Origin of the sequence: Candidatus Electronema sp. JM (assembly GCF_048287415.1) — a bacterium.
Classification (GTDB): Bacteria; Desulfobacterota; Desulfobulbia; order Desulfobulbales; family Desulfobulbaceae; genus Electronema.
The window spans coordinates 14,641-34,788 of record NZ_JBLWEN010000021.1 but is presented as its reverse complement, the minus strand read 5'-3'; the positions used below and the strand labels follow the sequence as shown (position 1 = coordinate 34,788).

At 57.3% G+C, this 20,148-nt stretch carries 17 protein-coding genes; 2 read left to right on the top strand and 15 right to left on the bottom strand.

The window, feature by feature from the left end:
- Positions 1 to 159: 159 nt before the first annotated feature.
- From ACNKH6_RS04365 to ACNKH6_RS04335, 7 genes are all read right to left on the bottom strand, one after another.
- Positions 160 to 372 (bottom strand): hypothetical protein, encoded by a 213-nt coding sequence (locus tag ACNKH6_RS04365; RefSeq protein WP_417914326.1) that lies wholly within the window; start codon positions 370 to 372, stop codon positions 160 to 162.
- Between the two features lie 183 nt (positions 373 to 555).
- On the bottom strand, positions 556 to 2,412 hold the full coding sequence (gene asnB, locus ACNKH6_RS04360; RefSeq protein WP_417914325.1) for an asparagine synthase (glutamine-hydrolyzing): 1,857 nt from the start codon (positions 2,410 to 2,412) through the stop codon (positions 556 to 558).
- Between the two features lie 65 nt (positions 2,413 to 2,477).
- Positions 2,478 to 4,091, bottom strand: coding sequence for an ArnT family glycosyltransferase (locus ACNKH6_RS04355; RefSeq protein ID WP_417914324.1), 1,614 nt, complete (start codon positions 4,089 to 4,091; stop codon positions 2,478 to 2,480).
- 25 nt (positions 4,092 to 4,116) lie between these two features.
- Entirely contained in the window at positions 4,117 to 4,383 is a 267-nt protein-coding gene (locus ACNKH6_RS04350; protein WP_417914323.1) for a hypothetical protein, read from the bottom strand.
- Between the two features lie 113 nt (positions 4,384 to 4,496).
- Entirely contained in the window at positions 4,497 to 5,336 is an 840-nt protein-coding gene (locus ACNKH6_RS04345; RefSeq protein ID WP_417914322.1) for an ElyC/SanA/YdcF family protein, read from the bottom strand.
- Positions 5,337 to 5,353: 17 nt separating this feature from the next.
- A complete protein-coding gene (locus ACNKH6_RS04340) occupies positions 5,354 to 6,568 on the bottom strand; it encodes a pyridoxal phosphate-dependent aminotransferase (protein WP_417914321.1) in 1,215 nt (404 codons plus the stop codon).
- A gap of 104 nt (positions 6,569 to 6,672) precedes the next feature.
- On the bottom strand, positions 6,673 to 8,478 hold the full coding sequence (locus ACNKH6_RS04335; RefSeq protein ID WP_417914320.1) for a response regulator: 1,806 nt from the start codon (positions 8,476 to 8,478) through the stop codon (positions 6,673 to 6,675).
- Positions 8,479 to 8,639: 161 nt separating this feature from the next.
- Between ACNKH6_RS04335 and ACNKH6_RS04330 the strand changes: the two genes are divergently transcribed.
- Entirely contained in the window at positions 8,640 to 10,586 is a 1,947-nt protein-coding gene (locus ACNKH6_RS04330) for an ATP-dependent DNA helicase (protein WP_417914319.1), read from the top strand.
- Positions 10,587 to 10,656: 70 nt separating this feature from the next.
- Here ACNKH6_RS04330 and ACNKH6_RS04325 read toward each other — a convergent pair whose 3' ends face one another.
- The 8 genes from ACNKH6_RS04325 to ACNKH6_RS04290 form a co-directional block, all read right to left on the bottom strand.
- Positions 10,657 to 12,408 (bottom strand): YcaO-like family protein, encoded by a 1,752-nt coding sequence (locus tag ACNKH6_RS04325; protein WP_417914318.1) that lies wholly within the window; start codon positions 12,406 to 12,408, stop codon positions 10,657 to 10,659.
- A gap of 120 nt (positions 12,409 to 12,528) precedes the next feature.
- Entirely contained in the window at positions 12,529 to 12,918 is a 390-nt protein-coding gene (locus tag ACNKH6_RS04320) for a type II toxin-antitoxin system VapC family toxin (protein ID WP_417914317.1), read from the bottom strand.
- Entirely contained in the window at positions 12,919 to 13,176 is a 258-nt protein-coding gene (locus ACNKH6_RS04315; RefSeq protein ID WP_417914316.1) for an AbrB/MazE/SpoVT family DNA-binding domain-containing protein, read from the bottom strand.
- 100 nt (positions 13,177 to 13,276) lie between these two features.
- The gene (gene mutM, locus ACNKH6_RS04310; protein ID WP_417914315.1) at positions 13,277 to 14,116 is read right to left on the bottom strand and encodes a bifunctional DNA-formamidopyrimidine glycosylase/DNA-(apurinic or apyrimidinic site) lyase; all 840 of its coding nucleotides are present in this window, start codon (positions 14,114 to 14,116) and stop codon (positions 13,277 to 13,279) included.
- Between the two features lie 88 nt (positions 14,117 to 14,204).
- Positions 14,205 to 16,184, bottom strand: a complete 1,980-nt coding sequence (locus ACNKH6_RS04305) for a tetratricopeptide repeat protein (RefSeq protein WP_417914314.1) — start codon at positions 16,182 to 16,184, stop codon at positions 14,205 to 14,207.
- An 8-nt stretch (positions 16,185 to 16,192) separates the two neighbouring features.
- Positions 16,193 to 16,453 carry a hypothetical protein gene (locus ACNKH6_RS04300; RefSeq protein ID WP_417914313.1) on the bottom strand — a complete coding sequence of 87 codons (261 nt, stop codon included), beginning with the start codon at positions 16,451 to 16,453 and terminating at the stop codon, positions 16,193 to 16,195.
- A gap of 141 nt (positions 16,454 to 16,594) precedes the next feature.
- Positions 16,595 to 17,518 carry a DnaJ C-terminal domain-containing protein gene (locus ACNKH6_RS04295; RefSeq protein ID WP_417914312.1) on the bottom strand — a complete coding sequence of 308 codons (924 nt, stop codon included), beginning with the start codon at positions 17,516 to 17,518 and terminating at the stop codon, positions 16,595 to 16,597.
- Positions 17,519 to 17,664: 146 nt separating this feature from the next.
- Entirely contained in the window at positions 17,665 to 18,114 is a 450-nt protein-coding gene (locus ACNKH6_RS04290) for a single-stranded DNA-binding protein (RefSeq protein ID WP_417914311.1), read from the bottom strand.
- Between the two features lie 207 nt (positions 18,115 to 18,321).
- Between ACNKH6_RS04290 and ACNKH6_RS04285 the strand changes: the two genes are divergently transcribed.
- Entirely contained in the window at positions 18,322 to 20,142 is a 1,821-nt protein-coding gene (locus tag ACNKH6_RS04285) for a L,D-transpeptidase family protein (RefSeq protein WP_417914310.1), read from the top strand.
- Positions 20,143 to 20,148: the final 6 nt, after the last annotated feature.

Here is a 20,148-nt window from a genome sequence, read left to right as displayed (position 1 = left end):
CTCAATCCGATTGAAAATAAATGGGCACAAGCAAAAGCCCGCAGAAGAAAACTTGGCTGTTCTGTTGATGATCTCTTTCAGCAGCTTGACCTGTAGTCAATTTATTATGCTACAGCTATATGCGCTGGAAATCTTTGAGCGATGACGCTGAATGCTGATTTAATCCGTTATTTTCAATGAATCCGCTTCATGAAACGGGGTGGCAAGCTGACTCATCAGGCCGCGCAAGACAGATTCAGGAATTCTGCGCAGGCGGCGGCTGAACTGGCTTTTTGAAAGCATGGCGGGCAGATATCCATGCCGCTCAAGAAACACGCCGCTTTTTTCATGACTGCCGGAGAAGAAAGCGGCGGCAGTCAGAGCTGCGGTCATGACCTTAGCTGCGCTCATCGCGCCAGCCCTTAAAAATTAAAAAATCATCGCATAAACAGTGAAATACGGTGTTCTTGAGTTCCATATTCTCCTCCGTGTGCGGTTATATTTGTGCCGGTCAGCAGAAATATAACATACGCGGGGAGATATGGATTTTTTAAGATTTACAGGTCACAACTTGGGTTAGCTATACATCACCCCGCCGCTTCTCCAGAGCAAATAAATATACAGCGACCAAAGCCGATAGCCGTGGTCGCGTATGCCCTGCCGGTGCTGATCCAGCAAGGCAAGTGCTTCCGCCCGGCAAAGCGGGCCGCTGTCCTTGGCTAGCAGTTCTTCCAGCTCCTGGCCCAGCTCTTTGCGGAACCAGTCGTGAATCGGCACACCAAAGCCCTGCTTGCGCCGCGTCCAGATGTTGTCAGGCAGCAAATCGCCGCAGGCCAGCCGCAGCATCTTCTTGCCGCTCAGGCCGGAGCGGTGCCACGAGCGCGGCAGCGAAAAGGCCAGCTCGACTACGTCGCGGTCCAAAAACGGCGCACGGGCTTCCAAGGCCCAGCACATTGAGGCCCGATCAACCTTGACCAAAATATCCTGCGGCAGATAGATGAGCGCGTCAGCAGCCATCATCCGCTGGATGTCGTCGGCATCAGCAGCCGCTGGAATTTGCGGCAGCGATTTGCCCCGGCCAGCCAATTCCGGGAAAAGGCGGCGGCAGTGTTCCTTGGCATAGAGCACCGGCGCGAAATACGGCGTTTCGTCCTCAATTCGGTTGATAATATCTTGGAACAGATGCGCTTTTTTGATCAGCGAACGGCTGTGGTGGGCCATCGGCTCCGGCAGGGCGCGGACGAGCTTCTCCACGCCGGAGCGCAGCGGCTTGGGCAGGTGCAGATACCAGCGCAGGATGGCACGGGCCTGATAGCGCTGATAGCCGCTGAACAGCTCGTCGCCGCCGTCGCCGGACAAGGCCACCTTGACCTTGGACGATGCCAACTGCGAGACCATCAAGGTGGGTAGAATGGAGGAATCGGCAAAAGGCTGGCCGACGTTGTTGAGAATCAGGTTAGTAAGATGCGCCCGGTCCCAGCTTTCCAGCACGTTGACGTGGTGATCCGTGCCGAGGCGGGTGGCAATTTGCCCGGCAAATTCGCGCTCGTCGTACGATTTCTCCTCAAAGCCGATGGTGAAGGTTTTGGGACGAATTCCCAGCTCTGTGCGCATAATTGAGACCACGAGCGAGGAATCCACGCCGCCGGAAAGAAAAGCCCCGACCTCCACATCCGCGACCATCCGCCGCCGCACTGCCCGCACTAAGCGCATCCGCAGCTCCGCCGCCGCGTCTTCCTGGCTGCCTTGGAACGTGCGGATTTGCAGCGACCAAAAGGGCTGCTCGGCGCAGGCTTTTCCCGGCGACCATTCGAGCAGATGGCCGGGCAGGAGTTCTTGAACGCCCTGATAGGCGGTGCTGCCGGGCAAGTAATAGCCGTGGCGGAGGAAATCCGCTGTGGCATCCATATCCTCGGCCCAAGGCCGCGCCGCCAGCTTGCGCAGGGCAGGCAGCTCGGAAGCGCAGGCAAGAAAACGGCCATCGGTCTGATAATAGAGCGGTTTCTTGCCCATGCGGTCGCGGCAGAGGAGCAGGCGGCGTTCCAGATTGTCCCACAGGGCAAAGGCCCACATGCCTTCCATCCGGTCTATGAAGGCCGTGCTGCGCAAAATCAGCCCGGCCAACAGCACTTCGGTGTCGCCGTTGGTCTGGAATTGCCATTCGCCAACCAAATCGGGCCGCAGCTCTTGGTAATTGTAGATTTCGCCGTTGAAGCTGAGTACATAGCGGCCATCCGCGCTGCGCATCGGCTGCTTGCTGCCCGCTTGATCAATGATGGACAAACGGCGGTGGCCAACGCTGATGCCCGGCCCCTGCCAAATGCCTGCATCATCCGGCCCGCGATGCTGCTGGGCAGTGAGCGCGGCCTGCATTCTGGCCCGCAGTTCATCAGCGGAAAGTTGTTCGTCAAAGAGCAGGGCTATGCCGCACATGATTTAATTTTTTGTTTTGAGTTAGGGAAAACAAACTTTTTTCCTTTGAAATGCTCCGCTGCTGATCATGGCAATGCTTGATTCTCCATCACCGCAATCCAATAGTCACTTTTTCTATTTTTGATCAATGTCGTCAATGTGGCAGCAGGAGGCAAATTCCATGAATAATAAGTTCCGTCTTGAAGTATTTCGACAAAACCAGCAAGTCGAATTTTAGCAAGATACCCATTCATCCAATTGAACAATATTGGCTGAGAATCGGCACTTCTTAGCCACGAAGTTGGTACAGATACGAGCACAATATAACACGGTTTGGCAGTTTCTATTTCTTGAATCATCTCTTGCTGCATCATTGCCGCCAATGGTTGTTTTTCCATCAATGGATACATATAGATATATCCTGTGGCGGAATGACGGCGACTGTAAAAAGATATTTGCGGCTCTGAACCAAACACGGCAATCCGTGCGTCCGATCGGCTGTGTTCCTCAATATAGCGGGCAATATTCAATGATTCAGGAAAAGGATTAGGACCATATACTTCACGGCAAGCGAGGTCAGGTGACATGCGGAAAAAAATGTCGTGTTCTGTCCAAAGCGAAATTCCAGCAGCTAAACTGAAAAGCAGCCCGGTCATGAATGCAGGGCGTGAAAAAACATGTTGCAGTTTAAAAATTCCCGCTGCTGTAAATCCCGCCAAAATTCCTATCGCAGGCAGCAATATGATAAAATAATGTCTACGAAAATAGAGGCCAGGGCAAACGGCAAGAAGAGATACTAAACTGAAAACCGTCACAAACCGCCGCCAAGGACGCAGTGAAGGCACAAGAAAGAGCATTGCTGCGCCACAAAGTGCCAAGCACCATAAACCAGGTGATGTCGCCGTAAGCATCCTGACAGCGAACTGAAAATTCTCCCAGCCTTGCGGAAGCGTCACGATTCCCGTATAGGCTCTTGCGTAGGTGAATGTCCAGAGCCAGAATTTTCCCAAAACACCTGCTGTGGCCAGCAGAAGAACTGTCAGAAAAAGAGGTATGATTCCGCCTAAGCCAAGCAGTCCCAAATGTTGAGCCAAGACCTTATTTGATGTGCGGCCATATTCACGCCTTGCGAGCCATACGGCGCAGAAAAGACCAAACACCACGCCATGCTGCTTCATTAAAGGTGCTGTCCCCAGCAGCACACCTGCTGCAAAGATTTTCCATGCCGAAAGACGATCTTCAGATTCCATCAGCAGCGCAATTCCGCCAAGGGCAGGCAGCATAACAAAATGGGTGGCGTGGCCTGCAAGTCCAAGCGTTCCTGTGCTGATGGAAAGTAATGAATACGTGCCTGCGGCGACAATGCCAGCAGCATTGCCTGCTATTCGGCGGGTAATGACAAACAGCAGAAGTGCTGTTGTAAAACTGACTAAAGTGACTCCAAGATGGATGCCTGCCACACTCTGCCCGAAGACAGCCATGATAAGAGCATAAGCGGCATAGATGCCCGGCCATTTCATATTATAGGCTTGGACATAAGGAGCAATCCCTTGGAGAAGCAGCTGTCCGGCATAAGCGTACTCTCCCTCATCCCGCTCCAAAGGGAAATCAAGCAGCCGCAGACGGATGAACAGGGCAGGAAGAAGTGTCAGTATCAGCAAAAATGAAGCAACGACTGTCTTTCTTTCAATGTTCTTCATTATTATTGCTGGTCAAACAGCAAGGCTATACCGCACATGGTAAATTCTCTTTAGAAAAAGCAGTAGAAGCAATATGGGCACCGTTTGCCACGCAGCTTTCGTTGCAAGGCTTATTTGCCTTGCCCTGTTCCTTGCCAGCCTCTTTCTTGGCCGGTTCTTCATGCTGCCCGATTATTTTGGCGGTGTACAGCGCAGTAATCAGCGTTGCCAACGCCGTGATCAAACCAGCTATTGCGGTGATAACTCCGGGAACCGTTTCCCAAAATGACGGTTTCTTGCCGCCATCAGCCATATCCATTCCTCCGAGCTTTGCTGTCGCGCACCGCTCTCTTGCTGTAATAAAAAGCGTATAGAACCACTCTACAAAACCTCGGCAATCTCCGCAATCGGTGTCCCTGAAAAAAATCACTGCCCCGGCGACGGCGAAACACCATTCCAAAGACTTCCCAGCCATTCATAGACAACCTGTTCCGACAGCTCCAAATTGGCGGCAGAAGGCAAAAGGCTGGCTGAGGTGAGCAGTTGCCGGTCTTTCACAATAAAATCTGTCGGCGCGGCAATTGGCCGCAAGCCTTCATTCTGAAAAATCCGCATCGCTCGTGGCATGTGCGCCGCCGAGGTGACGAGAATGAACGGCGCATCCTTGAGCAGCGGCTTGAGCAGTTTCGCCTCTTCGGCGGTGTCGCGAGGCCGATCTTCAATCACCAGCCTGCCGCCGTCCACGCCGAGCTGCCGGGCGGTGCGGCCAACCAGCACGGCATTAGCTGTCGCATCGCCCGGACAAGTACCGCCGCTGACCACCAGCCACGACTCCGGCAGCTCGCGGTGCAGCCGAATGCCTTCAATCAGCCGGTAGAGCGAGGCCTGGCCAAGCTGACCGGTTTCCGGCACGCCGGGATCGCTGACATGGGTGTTGCCCAGCACCGCCACGAATTTGATCTGCTGCCGTTCGGCTTCAGCAAGCTGCTCAAGCCGAAGAGGCGGATAGGCACGCTCCAGGCCGCGCAGCCTGCGGGCGGGCAGACTAGAGCCGAAGACCAGAAACACCGCCACGCTGCCCAGCAGGACGACGGCGGCCAGCTTCCGCAGCCGGAGCAGCACGAAGATCAGGCCAAGCAGAACAAAGAACAGCCCTAAAGGCAGCGGCATTAAAAAAGGCGTGAAAAAACGGGCAAGGAAAATCATGCGCTTGCTTTCTTTGTTGAGAATAAAAAAACCGCTGCGGGCAAGCAGCGGTTGCGCCAAAAAAATCAGGCTGATACCTACCCTTCCAAAGCGGCCAAGGCTTTTTTAATCCGGCTCATGCCTTCCTCAATCACCGCCATTGAGGTGGCGAAGGAGAAGCGGACAAAGGCATCCGCGCCAAAGGCCGCGCCCGGCACTGAGGCGACTTTGGCTTCGTCCAAGAAGTAATCGGCCATGTCCACCGAATTCTTGATCGCCTTGCCCTTGAAGGACTTGCCGTAATAGGCGGAGAAGTTGGGGAAGACGTAGAACGCGCCGCTGGGATTGACGCAGGTCACGCCCGCGATGGATTCCAAGTCGCGGACAAAGAAGTCGCGGCGCGGCAGGAAGGCTTTCTTCATTTCCCCGGGGAAATCCTGCGAGCCGGTCAGGGCTGCCAAAGCGGCGTACTGAGCTGGACTGCATGGATTGGAGGTGGAATGGCTCTGCACCTTGTTCATCGCCTTGATCAGATGCAGCGGCCCGGCGCAGTAGCCGATCCGCCAGCCGGTCATAGCGAAGGATTTAGACACGCCGTTGAGCACCACAGTCTGCTCTTTCAGGCGCGGCTCGACATCAAGGATATGCGGCAGCTTGCCGTCAAGATAGCAGATGCTTTCGTAGATGTCATCGCTGACCACCAGCCAGCCGCGCTCCAAGGCCATGTCGGCAACTGCCCGCAGCGCTTTTTCCGAGAAAATCGAGCCTGCCGGATTCGACGGGCTGTTGAGGAAGATGGCGCGGGTTTTCTCCGTCGCTTTGGCCGCCAGCGTGGCCGGATTGAGATCAAAGCCGGTGGCCTCGTCCAAGGGCACTTCGACCGGCACGCCGCCTGCGAGCTGCACCATGGGCGGATAAGAAACCCAGTACGGCGCAGGCACCAGCACCTCGTCGCCGGGATTGAGCATGGCCTGGAAGATGTTGTAGAGGCCGTGCTTGCCGCCGCAGCAGATTTGAATCTGATCCGGGTGATAGTCCCAGCCGTGATCGGCCTTGAAGCGCATGGCTACTGCCTCGCGCAGCTCCGGGATGCCCGGCACAGCAGTGTAGCGGGTCTGGCCGTCGTCAATCGCCTTCTTGCCTGCCTCGCGGACGTGTTCCGGTGTGTCGAAATCCGGCTCGCCGACGCTGAAATTGAGAATGTTTTCGCCAGCGGCCTTCAGGGCCTTGGCCTTGGCGTTGACGGCAAGAGTTGGGGAAGGCGGGACTTGCAGCACCCGCCCGGCAAGACGGATGAGAGATTCCTGGGCCATGATGTTCCTTTCAAGTAGGTTTGATGAAGATAAGGAGAGTGTCGAATGCGCTGCTCTTCTCTATCAGATTCGGGCTGTTTTGGCAACTGCAAAGAGGAGGGCTGTCAGCTGCAGCTGCCCGGCAGGGTAAAAGAGACCTCGGTGCCGCCGCTTTCCCGTCTGCGGATGCTCAACGCACCGCCGTGCTGACTGATGATGCGGCTCACCAAGGCCAGGCCGATGCCGGTGCCTGCGGTTTTGGTGGTGTAGAACGGATCAGAAGCTCGGCGGATGTCTGCCTCCACGATGCCAATGCCGCTGTCGCGCACCGCTGCCCGCAGCTGGCCGTTGAAGAACAAAATCTCGACGATCAGCTTGCCGCCCCGCTCCATCGCCTCCACGGCATTGCGGATCAGATGAATGAAAACCCGTTTAAGCTGCTGCGGATCCAGTTCAAATTTCAGCTGCCGGTCAGACATGACTATTTCATACTCAATCCGCTGCTTCTGCATGGCGCTGTAGAAAAGCATCAGCGATCTGACAATCAGCGGGTAAACCGGAGTCATCTCTTTTACCGGCGGTGATTTGTCAACAAAGTTGAGTAAATCTTCCAGTGACTGCTCAATTTTCTCCACCCCAGTGATCATCATGCTGAGAAAACTGAGCTGCTGCGGATCGGTAATTTTGTGCGACAGCAGACGGGCGGTGCCGCCAATGGCCGTGACCGGATTGCGGATGTTGTGGGCAAGCTGGGCCGCCACCTGCCCCACCGCCGCATAGCGTTCGGCCTCCACCAGCAGATCTTTATTTTTTTCCAGCTCCTCCGTGACTTCTTCCAGCTCGTGAATTTTCCGTTCCATGCGCATGTAAAGCTGGCAGTGCTCGATGGCCAAACTGGCTTGGCTGGCGAAACTTTCCAGCGAGCTGATCAGCTCCTCGTCAATCAGCCTGCGGGTGACAAAGTTGTCGGCGATGATCACGCCCAGCGACCGGCTCTGCGAATACAACGGAACAACCACAAAGCAGTCTTCCTCCAGCAGCCCCATCAGTTCCGTCGGCACCGGGCAGCCGCAACTGCTTTGTCCGTCCCGGATGTTGACCGAGCGGCGGGCCGTGACGGCATTGATCAGCAGATGCCCGGTTTCAGCGGCGCTGACGCGCAGGGCGCGGACAATCCGGTTCACCTCGCCGTCCTCTTGAAAGCCGTGCTGGCGGATAGCTTCAATCATATCGTGAAAATCCAGCTCCTTGCTGCTGATCTCCTGCCAGATGCGTCCTGCGTCCTCGCGGCAGCCCGGCCCGATGGCCAGCCGTCCTTCCAAGGTCTGGCCGGAGTCATCAAACAGGGCGAGAAAGGCCCGGTTGAATTGCAGCCCTTCTTTGGCGGTGATGCCGACCAAGATGGCCCGCAGAATTTCATCTAAAGCGGTCATGCTGAGATAAGCGGTGTTCATCCGCATGGTCAGGCCGTGCATCAGCCGGAGACGGAAATTGGCCTGCTCAATCTGCTGCTGATAGCGGCGGTTGCTGATTTTCAGCCGCCGCTTTTCCAGCACCTTGCGCACGGTCTCCCAGAACGGCTCGAACTGCACCGGCTTGGTCATGTAGTCGTCCGCGCCGTGCCGGATGCACTTCAGCGCGGTTTGCAGGTCGGTCACGCCGGAGAGCATGATCACCGCTGTGTCCGGGTCAGCGGCTTTGATTTCCGGGATCAGATCCACGCCGCTGCCGTCCGGCAGGTTGATGTCCAGCAACACCAGAGCCACCCGCGCCTGCGGCAGCTTCTGCCGGAATTCGGCAACAGAGCCTGCTGTCAGGGTTTTGAGGGAACGGTGCTGGAGATAGGCTTTGATGATGTCGGCGATCTGGACGAAGTCATCCACAGCAAGGACAACCTCATCGCCCTCCAGATACGCGTCGTCATGCAGCATGCCGGCAGACTTGAGGGAATCAGGATCGCACATTGAGTCAGGTCAGGTTGGAAGAACGCGGAAGCAGATACTCTAATTACTACTTTATGCCTTTGCTGTTGACAACAGAAAAACGTCAACGCTATGCTCTCCTCTCAAGGAGAAAAGAGCCTATGGAGCGGATGAGCGACATTTTCAGCCCGGCAGGCCTTCTTGCCCGGTATCTGCCGGAGCATGAGGACAGGCCCGGCCAGCGGCGGATGGCCGAGGCGGTGGCGGAGCTGCTGGCCAAACAGGACGACCCGCCCGCATCCTGCCTGCTGGTGGAGGCTGAGACTGGTCTTGGCAAGACGTTGGCTTATCTGATCCCAGCAGCGCTCAGCAGGCGGAAGGTGCTGATCTCGACCAACACCCGCAATTTGCAGGATCAGATCCTCAGCCGAGAAATTCCTTTCATCCGCGAGCAGTTCGCCCCGGAGCTGAAGGCGATGTGCGTCAAGGGCCGCCAGAATTACCTCTGCCTGCGCCGCTGGCATCAGCTCACCGCAGGCGGCCAATTGGAGCTGTTCGCCGCCGAAGACGGCAGCGGCGTTTCCACGGCCAAGCTCCGCGCCTGGCTGAAAAAAACGACCTTCGCCGACCGGGCCGAGCTGCCCGGCCTTTCCGGCAGCTCGCCGCTCTGGCAGAAAATTTGCTGCCAGAGCCATTTCTGCCTCGGCTCCGACTGCCCTGACCACAGCCGCTGCTATCTGAACAAAGTCCGGCGCGAGGCCGCCTCCTGCCAGATTTTGGTAGTCAATCACCATCTGCTTTTTTCTGATCTGGCTCTGCGCCGGAGCGGCTTCGGCGAGGTGCTGCCCCGCTGCGAAAGCGTCATTTTTGACGAAGCCCATCATTTGGAGGACATTGCCGCGCAGTTCTTCGGCCTGTCCTTTTCGCGCTACCAGCTGCTTGATTTGCTTGCCGATCTTGAGCAGGCGGCGCGGGACAGCGGCGGCAAGCGGAAGCATAAAAAGAAGCTCTTCGCCGCCTTTGAAAGCCTGAGCGGCATCGGAGAACGCTTTTTCAGCCTCTTTCCGCCCGCCAAAGGCCGTTTTCCTCTGCCTGATCTTTTTGCCGCGCATCCTTCGCTGGATCTCCTCAAAGACACCCTGCTCTCTGATCTGGAATTTTTAGCCGAGCAGCTGGAGCTGACCGGCGAGAAGAACACGGACGGCCCGTGGAAGCAGCTTTTAGCCCGCTGCGAGGAGCTGGGGGAAAGTTTGGAGCGGATCACCGCTCAGAATACCGCCGGGCAGGACGGCCATGTGCGCTGGTTTGAGCGGAGCGAGAAAAATTTAAGTCTCGCGGCCACGCCGGTTGATGTCGCCGCTGATCTGCAAAAAACGCTCTTCGCTCAGATGCGGCACTGCGTCTTCACGTCGGCCACTCTCAGCGCGGGCTATTTCCGCCAGCGGCTGGGCATCCCGGAAAACAGCCCGGCTTGCGCCTTTCCCTCTCCTTTTGATTATAAAAACCGCACGCTGCTCTATGTGCCAGACAGCAGTTTTCCCGAACCCAACGCCTCCGGCCACCGCGAGCGGCTGCATCAGGAGCTGAAAAAACTGCTGACCTGCTCGCGCGGGCGGGCCTTGGTGCTCTTCACGTCCTTTCAGGGGCTTGAACAGGCCTGGCACAGTCTGCGCGATGCGCTGCCCTACACGCTGCTCCGCCAAGGGACGGCCTCGCGCCAGCTTTTGCTCAAGCGTTTCGCTGAGGAGACTGATTCGGTGCTCTTCGCTGTGGCCAGCTTCTGGGAGGGCGTTGACGTGCCGGGAGAGTCCCTGAGCATGGTGATCATTGATAAACTGCCGTTCGAGGTGCCGACGGATCCGGTGCTGCTGGCCCGGATCGAGCGGATCAAGGCCGCTGGCGGCAATCCTTTTTTTGAATTTCAGGTGCCGAGGGCCATTCTCAGCCTGCGGCAGGGCGTGGGCCGTCTGATGCGCCGGGCCGGAGACCGGGGCGTGGCCGCTGTCCTTGACGTGCGCCTCTTCACCAAACCCTACGGCGGCAGATTCATCGCCAGCCTGCCGCCCTCGCCCCTGACCCGGAATCTGCGGGACGTGGAGCGGTTCTTCGCGCCATGAGCCTGCCAGCCGCCAATGCGGCTTCAGCAGACTTCGTCCCTGCTGCTCATTTACGCACGATATCTATTGGTTATTTCGAGCCTTCCGCCAGCAGCTTGGTCAGATTCTCCGCAGCAAAGGCGATGTCCGCGTCCTGGCTCAGGGCAATCTGGTAATTGCGCACCGCCTCCTCGTTCCGCCCCAGCCGCTGCAAGTTGAGAGCCAAGTTGGCATAGTCGATAGCCGAGACCGGATTGAGCTGCACCGCCCGCTGAAAGTGGTGAACGGCCTGCTCGAAGCGGCCAGCCTTGTAGTGGCAGACACCGAGGATGTTGTGCAGGTCGGGCCGCTCCTCGTCATGCGATAGCCCTTGCTCCAGCAGCGGCACCGCCTCCTCAAAGCGGCCCAGATCGCGCAGGCAGGCACCGCAGTACGAATACAGGTAGGGTCTGTCTTCATCCTGCGGCTCAAGGGCCAGCACTTTGGTGAAGCAGGGCAGCGCGGCCTCAGCCAGACCTTGGTCGTAGAGATTGCGCCCTCGGTAGAATTCCAGATAATAGGCCTGCGGCAGCTCCTGGCTCATCGCCGCCAGCTTCTCCTCCAAGGCTGCCGGATCAAGCAGCTCTGCGGCGAGCTTGGCCGCGAAAAGGGCCGCGTCGCCAGAGGCCGCCCGCTCGCGGAAATGTGCGCCGGGGATGATGGTGTAGGCCGCCGGGATGCCGAGCTGCGGGTGCGTGGTGTTGACCGCCAGCACCTCCATGCCGTTCTTGCGCAGTGCTTCCAAACAGCCGCGCAGCTCGTCGAGCATGTCGTCCGCGCTGAGGTCGGGCAATTCGTTCAAGGCAACGGTTTTGCCTGAATTGATCACATAGTCCACCTCAGATAAACTGAGCGGCTTGGGCAGGCCGGAGGCGACGTAGTTGGAGCCGGACTCGAAGTCGCCCGCTAGCTGCGCCACCTCGGTCAGGGCGCGAATGAGTGCTTTGTCCGGCCCCGGCGTGGTGCCTGCGGTATAGACCAGCTCGCTTTTCTCCGGGAACGTGGCCGGATCCCAGGCCAGCGCGCCGACAGTCGGAATGCCGGTGTCGAGCGAGAAGTCATTGCAATGCAGCCTGATGCCGTTGCGCTCGAACTTCTCAATCAGCTCGCGGGCCACTGGGTCAGTCACTGTGCTGAGGTCAATGGCCGGGACATGCCGCTGCTCCCGCGCGATCACCGCGCAGACATGCCGCTCGACAATCTCGCTGATGCCTTGCAGCAGCGCTTCCTCGATGGTGTTGCCCGCGCAGGGGCCGTTGAACTCGTTGATGGCGTAGAACCAGGAGAAGGGCACGAGCACGTCCTCGTCGCGGCTGAGGTTCCGCGCCCAGGTCCAGCGCAGCGGCAGGCCGGACAGCAGCCGCTCCAGCAGCTCCGGGCTGCGGGTCTCGTCATGCACCGAGCGCAGCAGTTCGGTCAGCGGCAGGACAGGATGCCCGGCGGCCCGCATGGCCGCGTAGTCGCCGACAAGGAAATTGTCCGCATTCTTGAGGAAGGAGAAGAAGCTGAAGCGCTCGGCCAGCTCCATGCAGGCGCTGGCCCGCGACTGCTCCGGCGTGGAGCCTTTGCCCATCTGCTTCTTGGTGCCGATGATCCGGGCCGCGTCCCTGCCGCAGACGCTGAAGAAAACCGGGATGTCCAGCCGCCCGGTGTCAATCCGCCGCACTTCTTTGAGAATGTCGAGCTGCGCCGCCTTCAGCCGCTCGTGGAAGCGTTCGACAGTCTGCACCGGCGTGCAGGCTTTGTCCTGGTCATAGGTGTAGCACTTCGGGCAGCTGCCTACACGGATGGTCTTGGTCTGCATATCAAGGCTGAGGGAAAAGAATGAAGAGATACAGAGTTAGCGGCTGATAACTACCCGCTTTTCGCGCTGCTGTCAATTGCGACGTGAGGCTCACAAGTCATGCGCTATGAGCAGCGGGCTTCAGGGTTCTTCGACGTTCAATGGACTGATTTTCTTTGCCGCTTTGATGAATTTCCGGTCAAAGGTTGCTAAAGAATCGCAATGCCGTGATGCCGCCAAATGCAATGCGTCCGCAAAATCCATTCCCTGCTGATGCCATGCAATCGCATCGGCAACAACAGCCTGATCCTGCAAGGTGACATTGGGGAGACCGAAAAGAGCCTGAAACGCCTGAGCAATCGCCGCCGGTTGCAAGTGATATGCGTAACGAAGAACCCATTCGCATTCCAAAACAACCGATGTGGCGATGAAGATTTTTTCCTGCTGCAAGAGCCGCTTTGCTTTCTCGAATTGGATTTTGTCATCGCCGACAAGCAGGCGGACAATCACGTTGGTGTCTGCTGCAACCATTTATTTCCGCTCCTGCGCACCCTTTTGGACAGCTTCCTCCATCTCCTCCAAAGAGACGGCTTTTCCTGTGCGGTGCAAGATTCCGGCAACCTCATCAAGCTGCGTGGGTTTGAATGCCGGAACTGCTTTCAGGAGAATGCCTTCTTCAGTGTCAATCAGCTCAAGTTCCTGGCCAATTTTCCACCTATGCCGGGCAATGATTTCTTTGGGAATAGCAATATTGCCTTTGTTGGACAGCTTTGCAGCCTGCGTTTGCATACGATGCGCCTTCTGTATGATATTTTTGTCCGTCGGAACCGTTTTGAGGGGCAAAAATTTTTCGCCCCTGTTGGCTTATGCCCTGTCCTCAAAAAATGGATCAGGGTGGCAACGGCTGGCAGTGCGGACAGAAAAAACTAGCCCGCCCTCCGAGCAGTGTTTTGCAGATTTTTTCGCCGCAGCTTGGGCATGGCTGATTTTGTCGGCCATACACCGCAAGCTGGAGCTGAAAATGGCCCGGCTGCCCGCTGGAGCCGAGAAAATCGCTGATGGTTGAACCGCCTGCGGCAATCGCCCGATGCAGGATGGCAACTGCGCAGTCGGCAACACGCCGCCATTGCGCCGCGTTCAGGCTGCCTGCCGGGGTCTGCGGATGAATCCCGGCGGCAAAAAGAGTCTCATTGGCGTAAATGTTGCCGATCCCGCTGATAATTTTGGCATCCATCAGCAAGAGTTTGACCGGCTGTCTGCGGCCCTCTGCCAGACGAAGCAAATTTTCAGCGGTGAAATCCGGGCCAAAGGGTTCAATTCCTTGGCTGCGGCTGAACGCTTCCTCCAAGTGCTCCGCCCTTGCCTTGGGCCAGACCATGACGCTGCCGAAGCGGCGGGCATCATTGAAACGCAGCTCAAAGCCGTTGGCCAAGCTCAAGCAGAGATGATCGTGCGGTTTCCGCGCCGAATTTTGCGGGAAGATGCCCAGCTTGCCGGTCATGCCGAGATGCAGCACCAGCACGCTGCCCTGTTCCATGCGGACAAGCAGATATTTTGCCCGCCGGTCAAGGCTGGCGACCGTGCCGCCGCGAATCTCCTCTTCAAGCGCTGTGACCGGCATCGGCAGGCGCAGCCGTTTGCCTGACCAAAAAACAGCGGTGACAGTCTGGCCGGGCAGATGCGGCAGCAGGCCCAAGCGGGTCACTTCAACTTCCGGCAATTCAGGCATGATTCAAAGCTCTCCTGCAACGTGGCGATGCGGCCAAAGATTTTACTGCGCCGCCTTTTCCCTCTTGTTCTGAAATGACAGGCAATTTTTATCCCACGCATTCCCGCAAAGCAGCCTGCGCTTTTTCCAGCTCGTCCGGCTGGCGCAGATGGGTGAAGATGTCCACAGCGCGCCGGGCGTAATCCAAGCCCTCTGCGGCCTTGCCATGCTGAGTCAAGGCTTTGGCGATGCGAAGGCTATTCGAGGCTATTAGCTCCTGTCTCCCAACTTTTTCCGCTTGTTCAAGAGCCTGTCTCGCTAATTCTTCAGCCTGCGTTAACGCCTTCACATCAAGTAGTAAAAGTTCAGCTAAATTTCCAGTATAAATGGCAATTCCTTCGCGATCATTTATCTTCTTTGCAATTCGCAATGCTTCCAAGTAGTCTAGTTTAGCGGCTTGGAAATCTCCAAGCAATTTTTTTATTTCAGCTAAGTCGTTTAACCCAGTAGCAACATTCTCGCTTTCCGGTTCTATAGTTCGCCAGATGGCAAGCATTTCTTGGTAGCATTCAATTGCTTTTGGGTAATTTTTTTCTAGCTGTCGGCCAACACCACGTAGCTGGATAGCAGCAGCCAATTCACTAGTCCTGTCTTTCCCCCAATATTCAATACAACGGGCCGCGCAGGCTAAAACATCATCAGACTGCTTGCGCCAATAATAAATCCAACCCATCTGATGTGCTCTCCATCCTGCTGTATAACGACTTCCAGCAGCCAATGCTTTTTCTTCCGCCTGCTTGCAGAAGGTTAACTGTTCGAGCCAACGGCCTGAAAAATTCAAGAATGTGGCCAATGCGTCGCACATATTTTGCAGAAGTTCATTCTTGCCTTGGGCGAAAAGTGGTAAAGAATCAGCAAGAAGAGACCATTCTGATTCCAAAATTGGAAAACATTCATATTTTTGAAAACCGTTTTCTAATGCTAAAGCATAGGCTCGATCAGTCAAGCGTTCGCGGCTGGCGGCCACATGCTCAGGCCGTTTACGGCGGATGAAGGTTGCGGCCAGCTTGGGCAGGAGGAACTTTTCCCCTTCCTCATCCGCCACCAGCAAAGCGCGACTGTTCAGATCGTCCAGCGCGGTGCGGGCGGCCTGCGCGGCAATCCCAGCCACAGCCGCAATCTGCTCCACCGGCGCAGGCTGGCTGAACAGGGCCAGCGCGGCCAGCACAGCGGTTTCGCTCTCGGTGAAGGTGTCCACAAGGTCGCCGAAAATGTACTCGAGCGGGTCATTGCCCTTGGACGTGGCCTCAACAAGCAAGGCGCAGGCTTCGGCGACGGTGCGGCAGCGGCTGCCCGTGCGCCCCAGTTGCCCTGCTGTCCAGCGGAGCAGCAGCGGATTGCCGCCGGTGATCTCGTACAAATCGCAGTGCTCCTGCGCTGTGGCCTTGCTCAGATGCGGGTTATCCTTGGCCAATTCGTCCAGCAGGGCAAAAGCATCCTGCTGCTCCAAGCGGTCAAGGCGGATGACGCGGGCATCAATGTCCGTGCGGCGGCGGCTGGTGATAACAGCCTTGCAGCCCGCAGGCAGGCGGGAGAAAAACTGATACAAGCGGACGCGCTCGGCTTCGGCGAACGTTTCCACGTTGTCAATCACCAGAAGAATGCGCTGGCCGGTCAAGGCATGATGCACCGCTTTGACCCGCTCGTCCGGCGCGGCCTGCGCTGCATTGTCCGCATCCAGCTCGCGGGCCAAATCCGCCAGCAAGGTTTGATAATCGCGGGAGGTGAAGTCATCCAAGGGCTGCTCGCCCGCTGGGGTCAGCTCGCGCACCTTGGCGGAAAGGAAAATCTTGCGCTCGAAATGCGCGGCAGGCGCGTCGTGCCCAGCTTTGATGGCCAGCGCAGTCTTGCCAATGCCGCCCGGCCCGTCAATCAACGCGCCCCAGGTGCGGGCTTCCGGCGAAATGGCTTCAGCAATCTTGTCCAGCTCTTTTGTCCGGCCAAAGAAAAACTGCTGCGAGGGAAGATTGGAACGATGGGGTGTGGATGGGGCTTCTTGAATAATCTTAATGGGAACAGGCTGTTCCACATCAAGTTTCAAGGTCTTTTTTTTTCCGTCCAGCTTTTCCAGAACGCAAGCGCAAAGCCGAGCGGCATCAGCAGGAGACTGAGCCAGAAACCGTATTGCAGAATCAGTTTGAGGATCATGCTGCTCTCGCCCGGCGTGATCTGCGTCAGCAGCCCGGATTGCAAGATTATTTTATCAAACAGGCTGAAAAGCAACGCCAAGACAAAGCCGATCAGCACCAGCGGATGGGTGAGATGTTTGGCTATCCTTTCAAAACCAACAAAATTCATTGCGTTCTGCCTTTGTATCGAGTGGCTGCACCAAGCATTTGTGGTGTAGGGGCGAAAAATTTTTCGCCCCTACTGCTTGCGCAAGAGGTATATAGTACCGCAGCGGGAAAAAACAGGCAAGCCTCCCGCCCGGTTTTGTGCTCATAGCCCTGTTTCCGCCAGCTCCTTAATCAGCCGCTCCTGCTCTTCACTCAGCTGCTTCGGCACCTGCGCCAGAATTTTGACGTACAAATCGCCGCGTTCGCCAATCGGCCCGGACGGCAGCCCCTGTCCTTTGACCCGCAGCTTCGCATCTGGCTGCATCCCCGCAGGCACTTTGATTTTGAAACTCTTGCCGTCCAGCCCGCTGATCTCCACCGTGGCCCCAAGACAGACTGCGCTGAAAGCGACCTTTTTTTCTAAAAGCAGGTTGTCGCCGTCACGGCTGAACTGCTCGTGCGGCAGCACCGTCACTTTCAGATACAAATCGCCGGGCTGGCCGCCGTTCGGCGAAGGCGCACCTTTGCCGCTCAGGCGCAGCCGTTTGCCGGATTCAATCCCTTTCGGCACTTTGACCGAGACATTTTCGGTTGTGCCGTTCCGGCGCAGGCTGATGTTTTTCTCCGCCCCGTGCAGCACGTCCAGCAAGGTGACAGACAGCTCGTAGGTCTGATCTTCACCTTTGACCGCCTGCGGACGGCAGCCGCCCCCGCCGCAGCCTCCTCCGCCTTGACTGAAGAACTCAAAGGGATTTCCGCCGCCGCTAAAATTGAAGCTGGTGCGTCCGCCACCGCCTCTGCCAAAACCGAATTGGCCGAGGATATCGTTGAGGTCAAAACCCCGGAAAATATCTTCCTGCGAATAGCGCTGCTGGAAGCCTGCCGAGCCGTACATATCGTATTCTTTCCGCTTTTTCTCATCAGAAAGAACCGCGTAGGCTTCGTTGATTTCCTTGAACTTCGCCTCCGCCTGCTTGTTGCCGGGATTTTTGTCCGGGTGATATTGCAGAGCCAGCTTGCGGTAGGCTTTTTTTATCTCGTCTGCGGTCGCGCTTTTTTCAACGCCAAGTATTTTATAGTATTCCATGATTGATTCGGTATGCGCTGCAAGGATGGGGGCAGACGCGCTGCCCCTTTTCTGACAAGGAATACTATAAGAAGAGTTCCTGCCTTGTCCATGCCCGGCAGGAAAAGAATGACGGCGGAGAACCCGCCGCCTTGCTGCGGCCTGAATCAGAACGGCACGTCGCTGCCCACGCCGCCGCCGGTGCCGGAATATTCGTAACCACCGCCCGAAGGCGTTCCAGATGCCGTCGGACCGGGGTCGCCGCTGTAGTAACCGCCGCCGCTCTCGCCGCCTTTGGGGGTCAGCATTTTCATGTCTCTGGCAATGATTTCGGTCGTCCAGCGATCATGCCCGTCCTTGTCCTGCCATTTCCGGGTCTGGAGTTTGCCTTCAATATACACCTTCATGCCTTTGTGCAGATACTCGCGGCAAATTTCCGCCAGCTTGTCCCAAGCGACTATGTTGTGCCACTCGGTCTGATCCTGCATCTGGCCGTCTTTGCCTTTCCAGCGTTCCGTGGTCGCAATTCTAAACGATGCCACCGGCGTGCCGGTCTGAGTGTGGCGCACTTCTGGATCAGAACCAAGATTGCCGATTAAAATCACCTTGTTGACCATATTTTCCTCTTCTTGATGTGAATGTTCAGGCGGCGGGCCGCTGCTGGTTCATGATAATCGCCGCCGGGGAAAAAAGCAGCTTCATTTTGCGGCCCAGCAGCGGAGAAATGAAAAAGGCGGCGGCAATGCTTGCCCGCTGTCCGATCTTCCGGTATAGTATAATTAATTGTACCTTATGTATTCAATTTCTTGCTTCGTGAACCGTCAATGCGTTTGCTCCGCTCAGATCAGATCAGAAAGGCTGCGTCCGCCCTCCTGCGCCTTACTGCGCCGCCCGCCGCTGTCCTGCTCTTCAGCCTGAACGGCTGGACGCAGCAGACAGCGGACAGCCTGCCGCAGTGTCTGAAAGTGAAGCCGCAGGCGCAGGCGGCGGTTCAGCCGAATCTGCCGCTCATTCCTCCTGCCGGTCTGTCGCAGATCAGCTCGCAGATATACTGGCTGCTGCGCAGCAAGCCCTCGGCCCGCTTCGGCTTTGTCGGCCTGCAAGCAAATCCTGTCCAGATGGATGCCCTGCTGGCAGAACTGTACACGGCCAGCGGATTCATGCCACACTGGCTGGGACTGAATGGACTGGATCGCCCGCGCGCCGATGAGCTGCTTGCGCTGCTGCGCCATGCGGACGAGGACGGCTTGAATCCGGCCCGCTACCGGATTGCGGATATCTCCGCCCTGCTTGCGGCCAAAAAAACCGAAGACCTTGCCCGTCTTGATCTGCTGCTCACCGCAGCGATGAGCGCGTACATCACCGACATGCGGAAAGGCGCGGCGGCCAGCACCCACTTTGATCTCTCTTTGCTGGCGGCAGTGCGTGAAAGCGGCGGCGATGTGCCGAACATCCTCAAGGAAGGGCTGCGCACCGCAGAGCTGCGCCGTTTTCTGGAGCGGCAGGCTCCGCAGCATCAGGCGTACCGCACCCTGAAAGGACTGCTGGCCTCCCGCCGTAAGCTGGAGGCCCACGACGAAGGCGGCTGGCCCAAGCTGCCGGATGGAAAAAAAATTGAGCCAGGCATGACGGACGAGCGTCTCAGCCTGCTGGCGCAACGCTTAGTCAGCAGCGGCGACCTGCGCACGCTGCCGCCGCCGGTTTATGCTGATGCAACGAAACGGCTCCGCATCTACGACAGCGAATTGGTCAAAGGGGTGAAGCGGTTTCAGGCCCGCCACAACATGGAGCAGGACGGCGTGGTCGGCAAAACGACGCTGGCAGCTCTCAACAGCCCAGTGCGCGAGCAGATCAGGAAGATTATCCTCAGCTTGGAACGCTGGCGCTGGCTGCCGCATCAGCTCAATGGCCGCCGGATTGTCGTCAATATTGCCGGTTTCAGCCTGACCGTGATGCTGGACGAGCAAACTGAGCTGGCCATGCCGGTGATTGTCGGCCAAGACGACCATCAGACTCCGATCTTCAGCCAAGATATGAGTTATATTGAGCTGAATCCCTATTGGAATGTGCCGCAGTCCATCGCCCGCAAAGAAATCGTCGAAAAAATGAAAAAAGACCCCAGCTATCTGAGTCGGCAGCGCATCCGCATCTTCGCGGGCTGGGGCAGCGGCGCGCCGGAAATTTCTCCGGCAGCCATCAACTGGCAGACCATCGGCGCAGGCATCAACCGCTACCGCCTGCGGCAGGAGCCGGGCAAGGGCAATGCGCTCGGCACAGTCAAGTTCGTTTTTCCCAACCGCAGCAGCGTCTATATGCACGACACGCCGGGGCGCAATCTTTTCCAGCAAACGCGGCGCAGCCTCAGTCACGGCTGCATCCGGGTCAGCCAGCCTTTTGAGCTGACCCTGCATCTGCTGCAGAGTGATGGCTGGAATGTCAGCCCGGAACGGCTGAAAAAAGAAATCGCCTCGCAAAAGCCGCAGAGCTACGTCCTGCACAAGCCAGTGCCAGTGCATATTCTCTATCTGACCGCCGTGGTCGCCGAAGACGGTTCAGCTCATTTCTACGAAGATATCTACGGCAACGACGCGCAGCTTGCCGCCGCCTTGCAGCTTGACAGCCCAGCAGGATTTTGCTGGCAGTAATGCCGA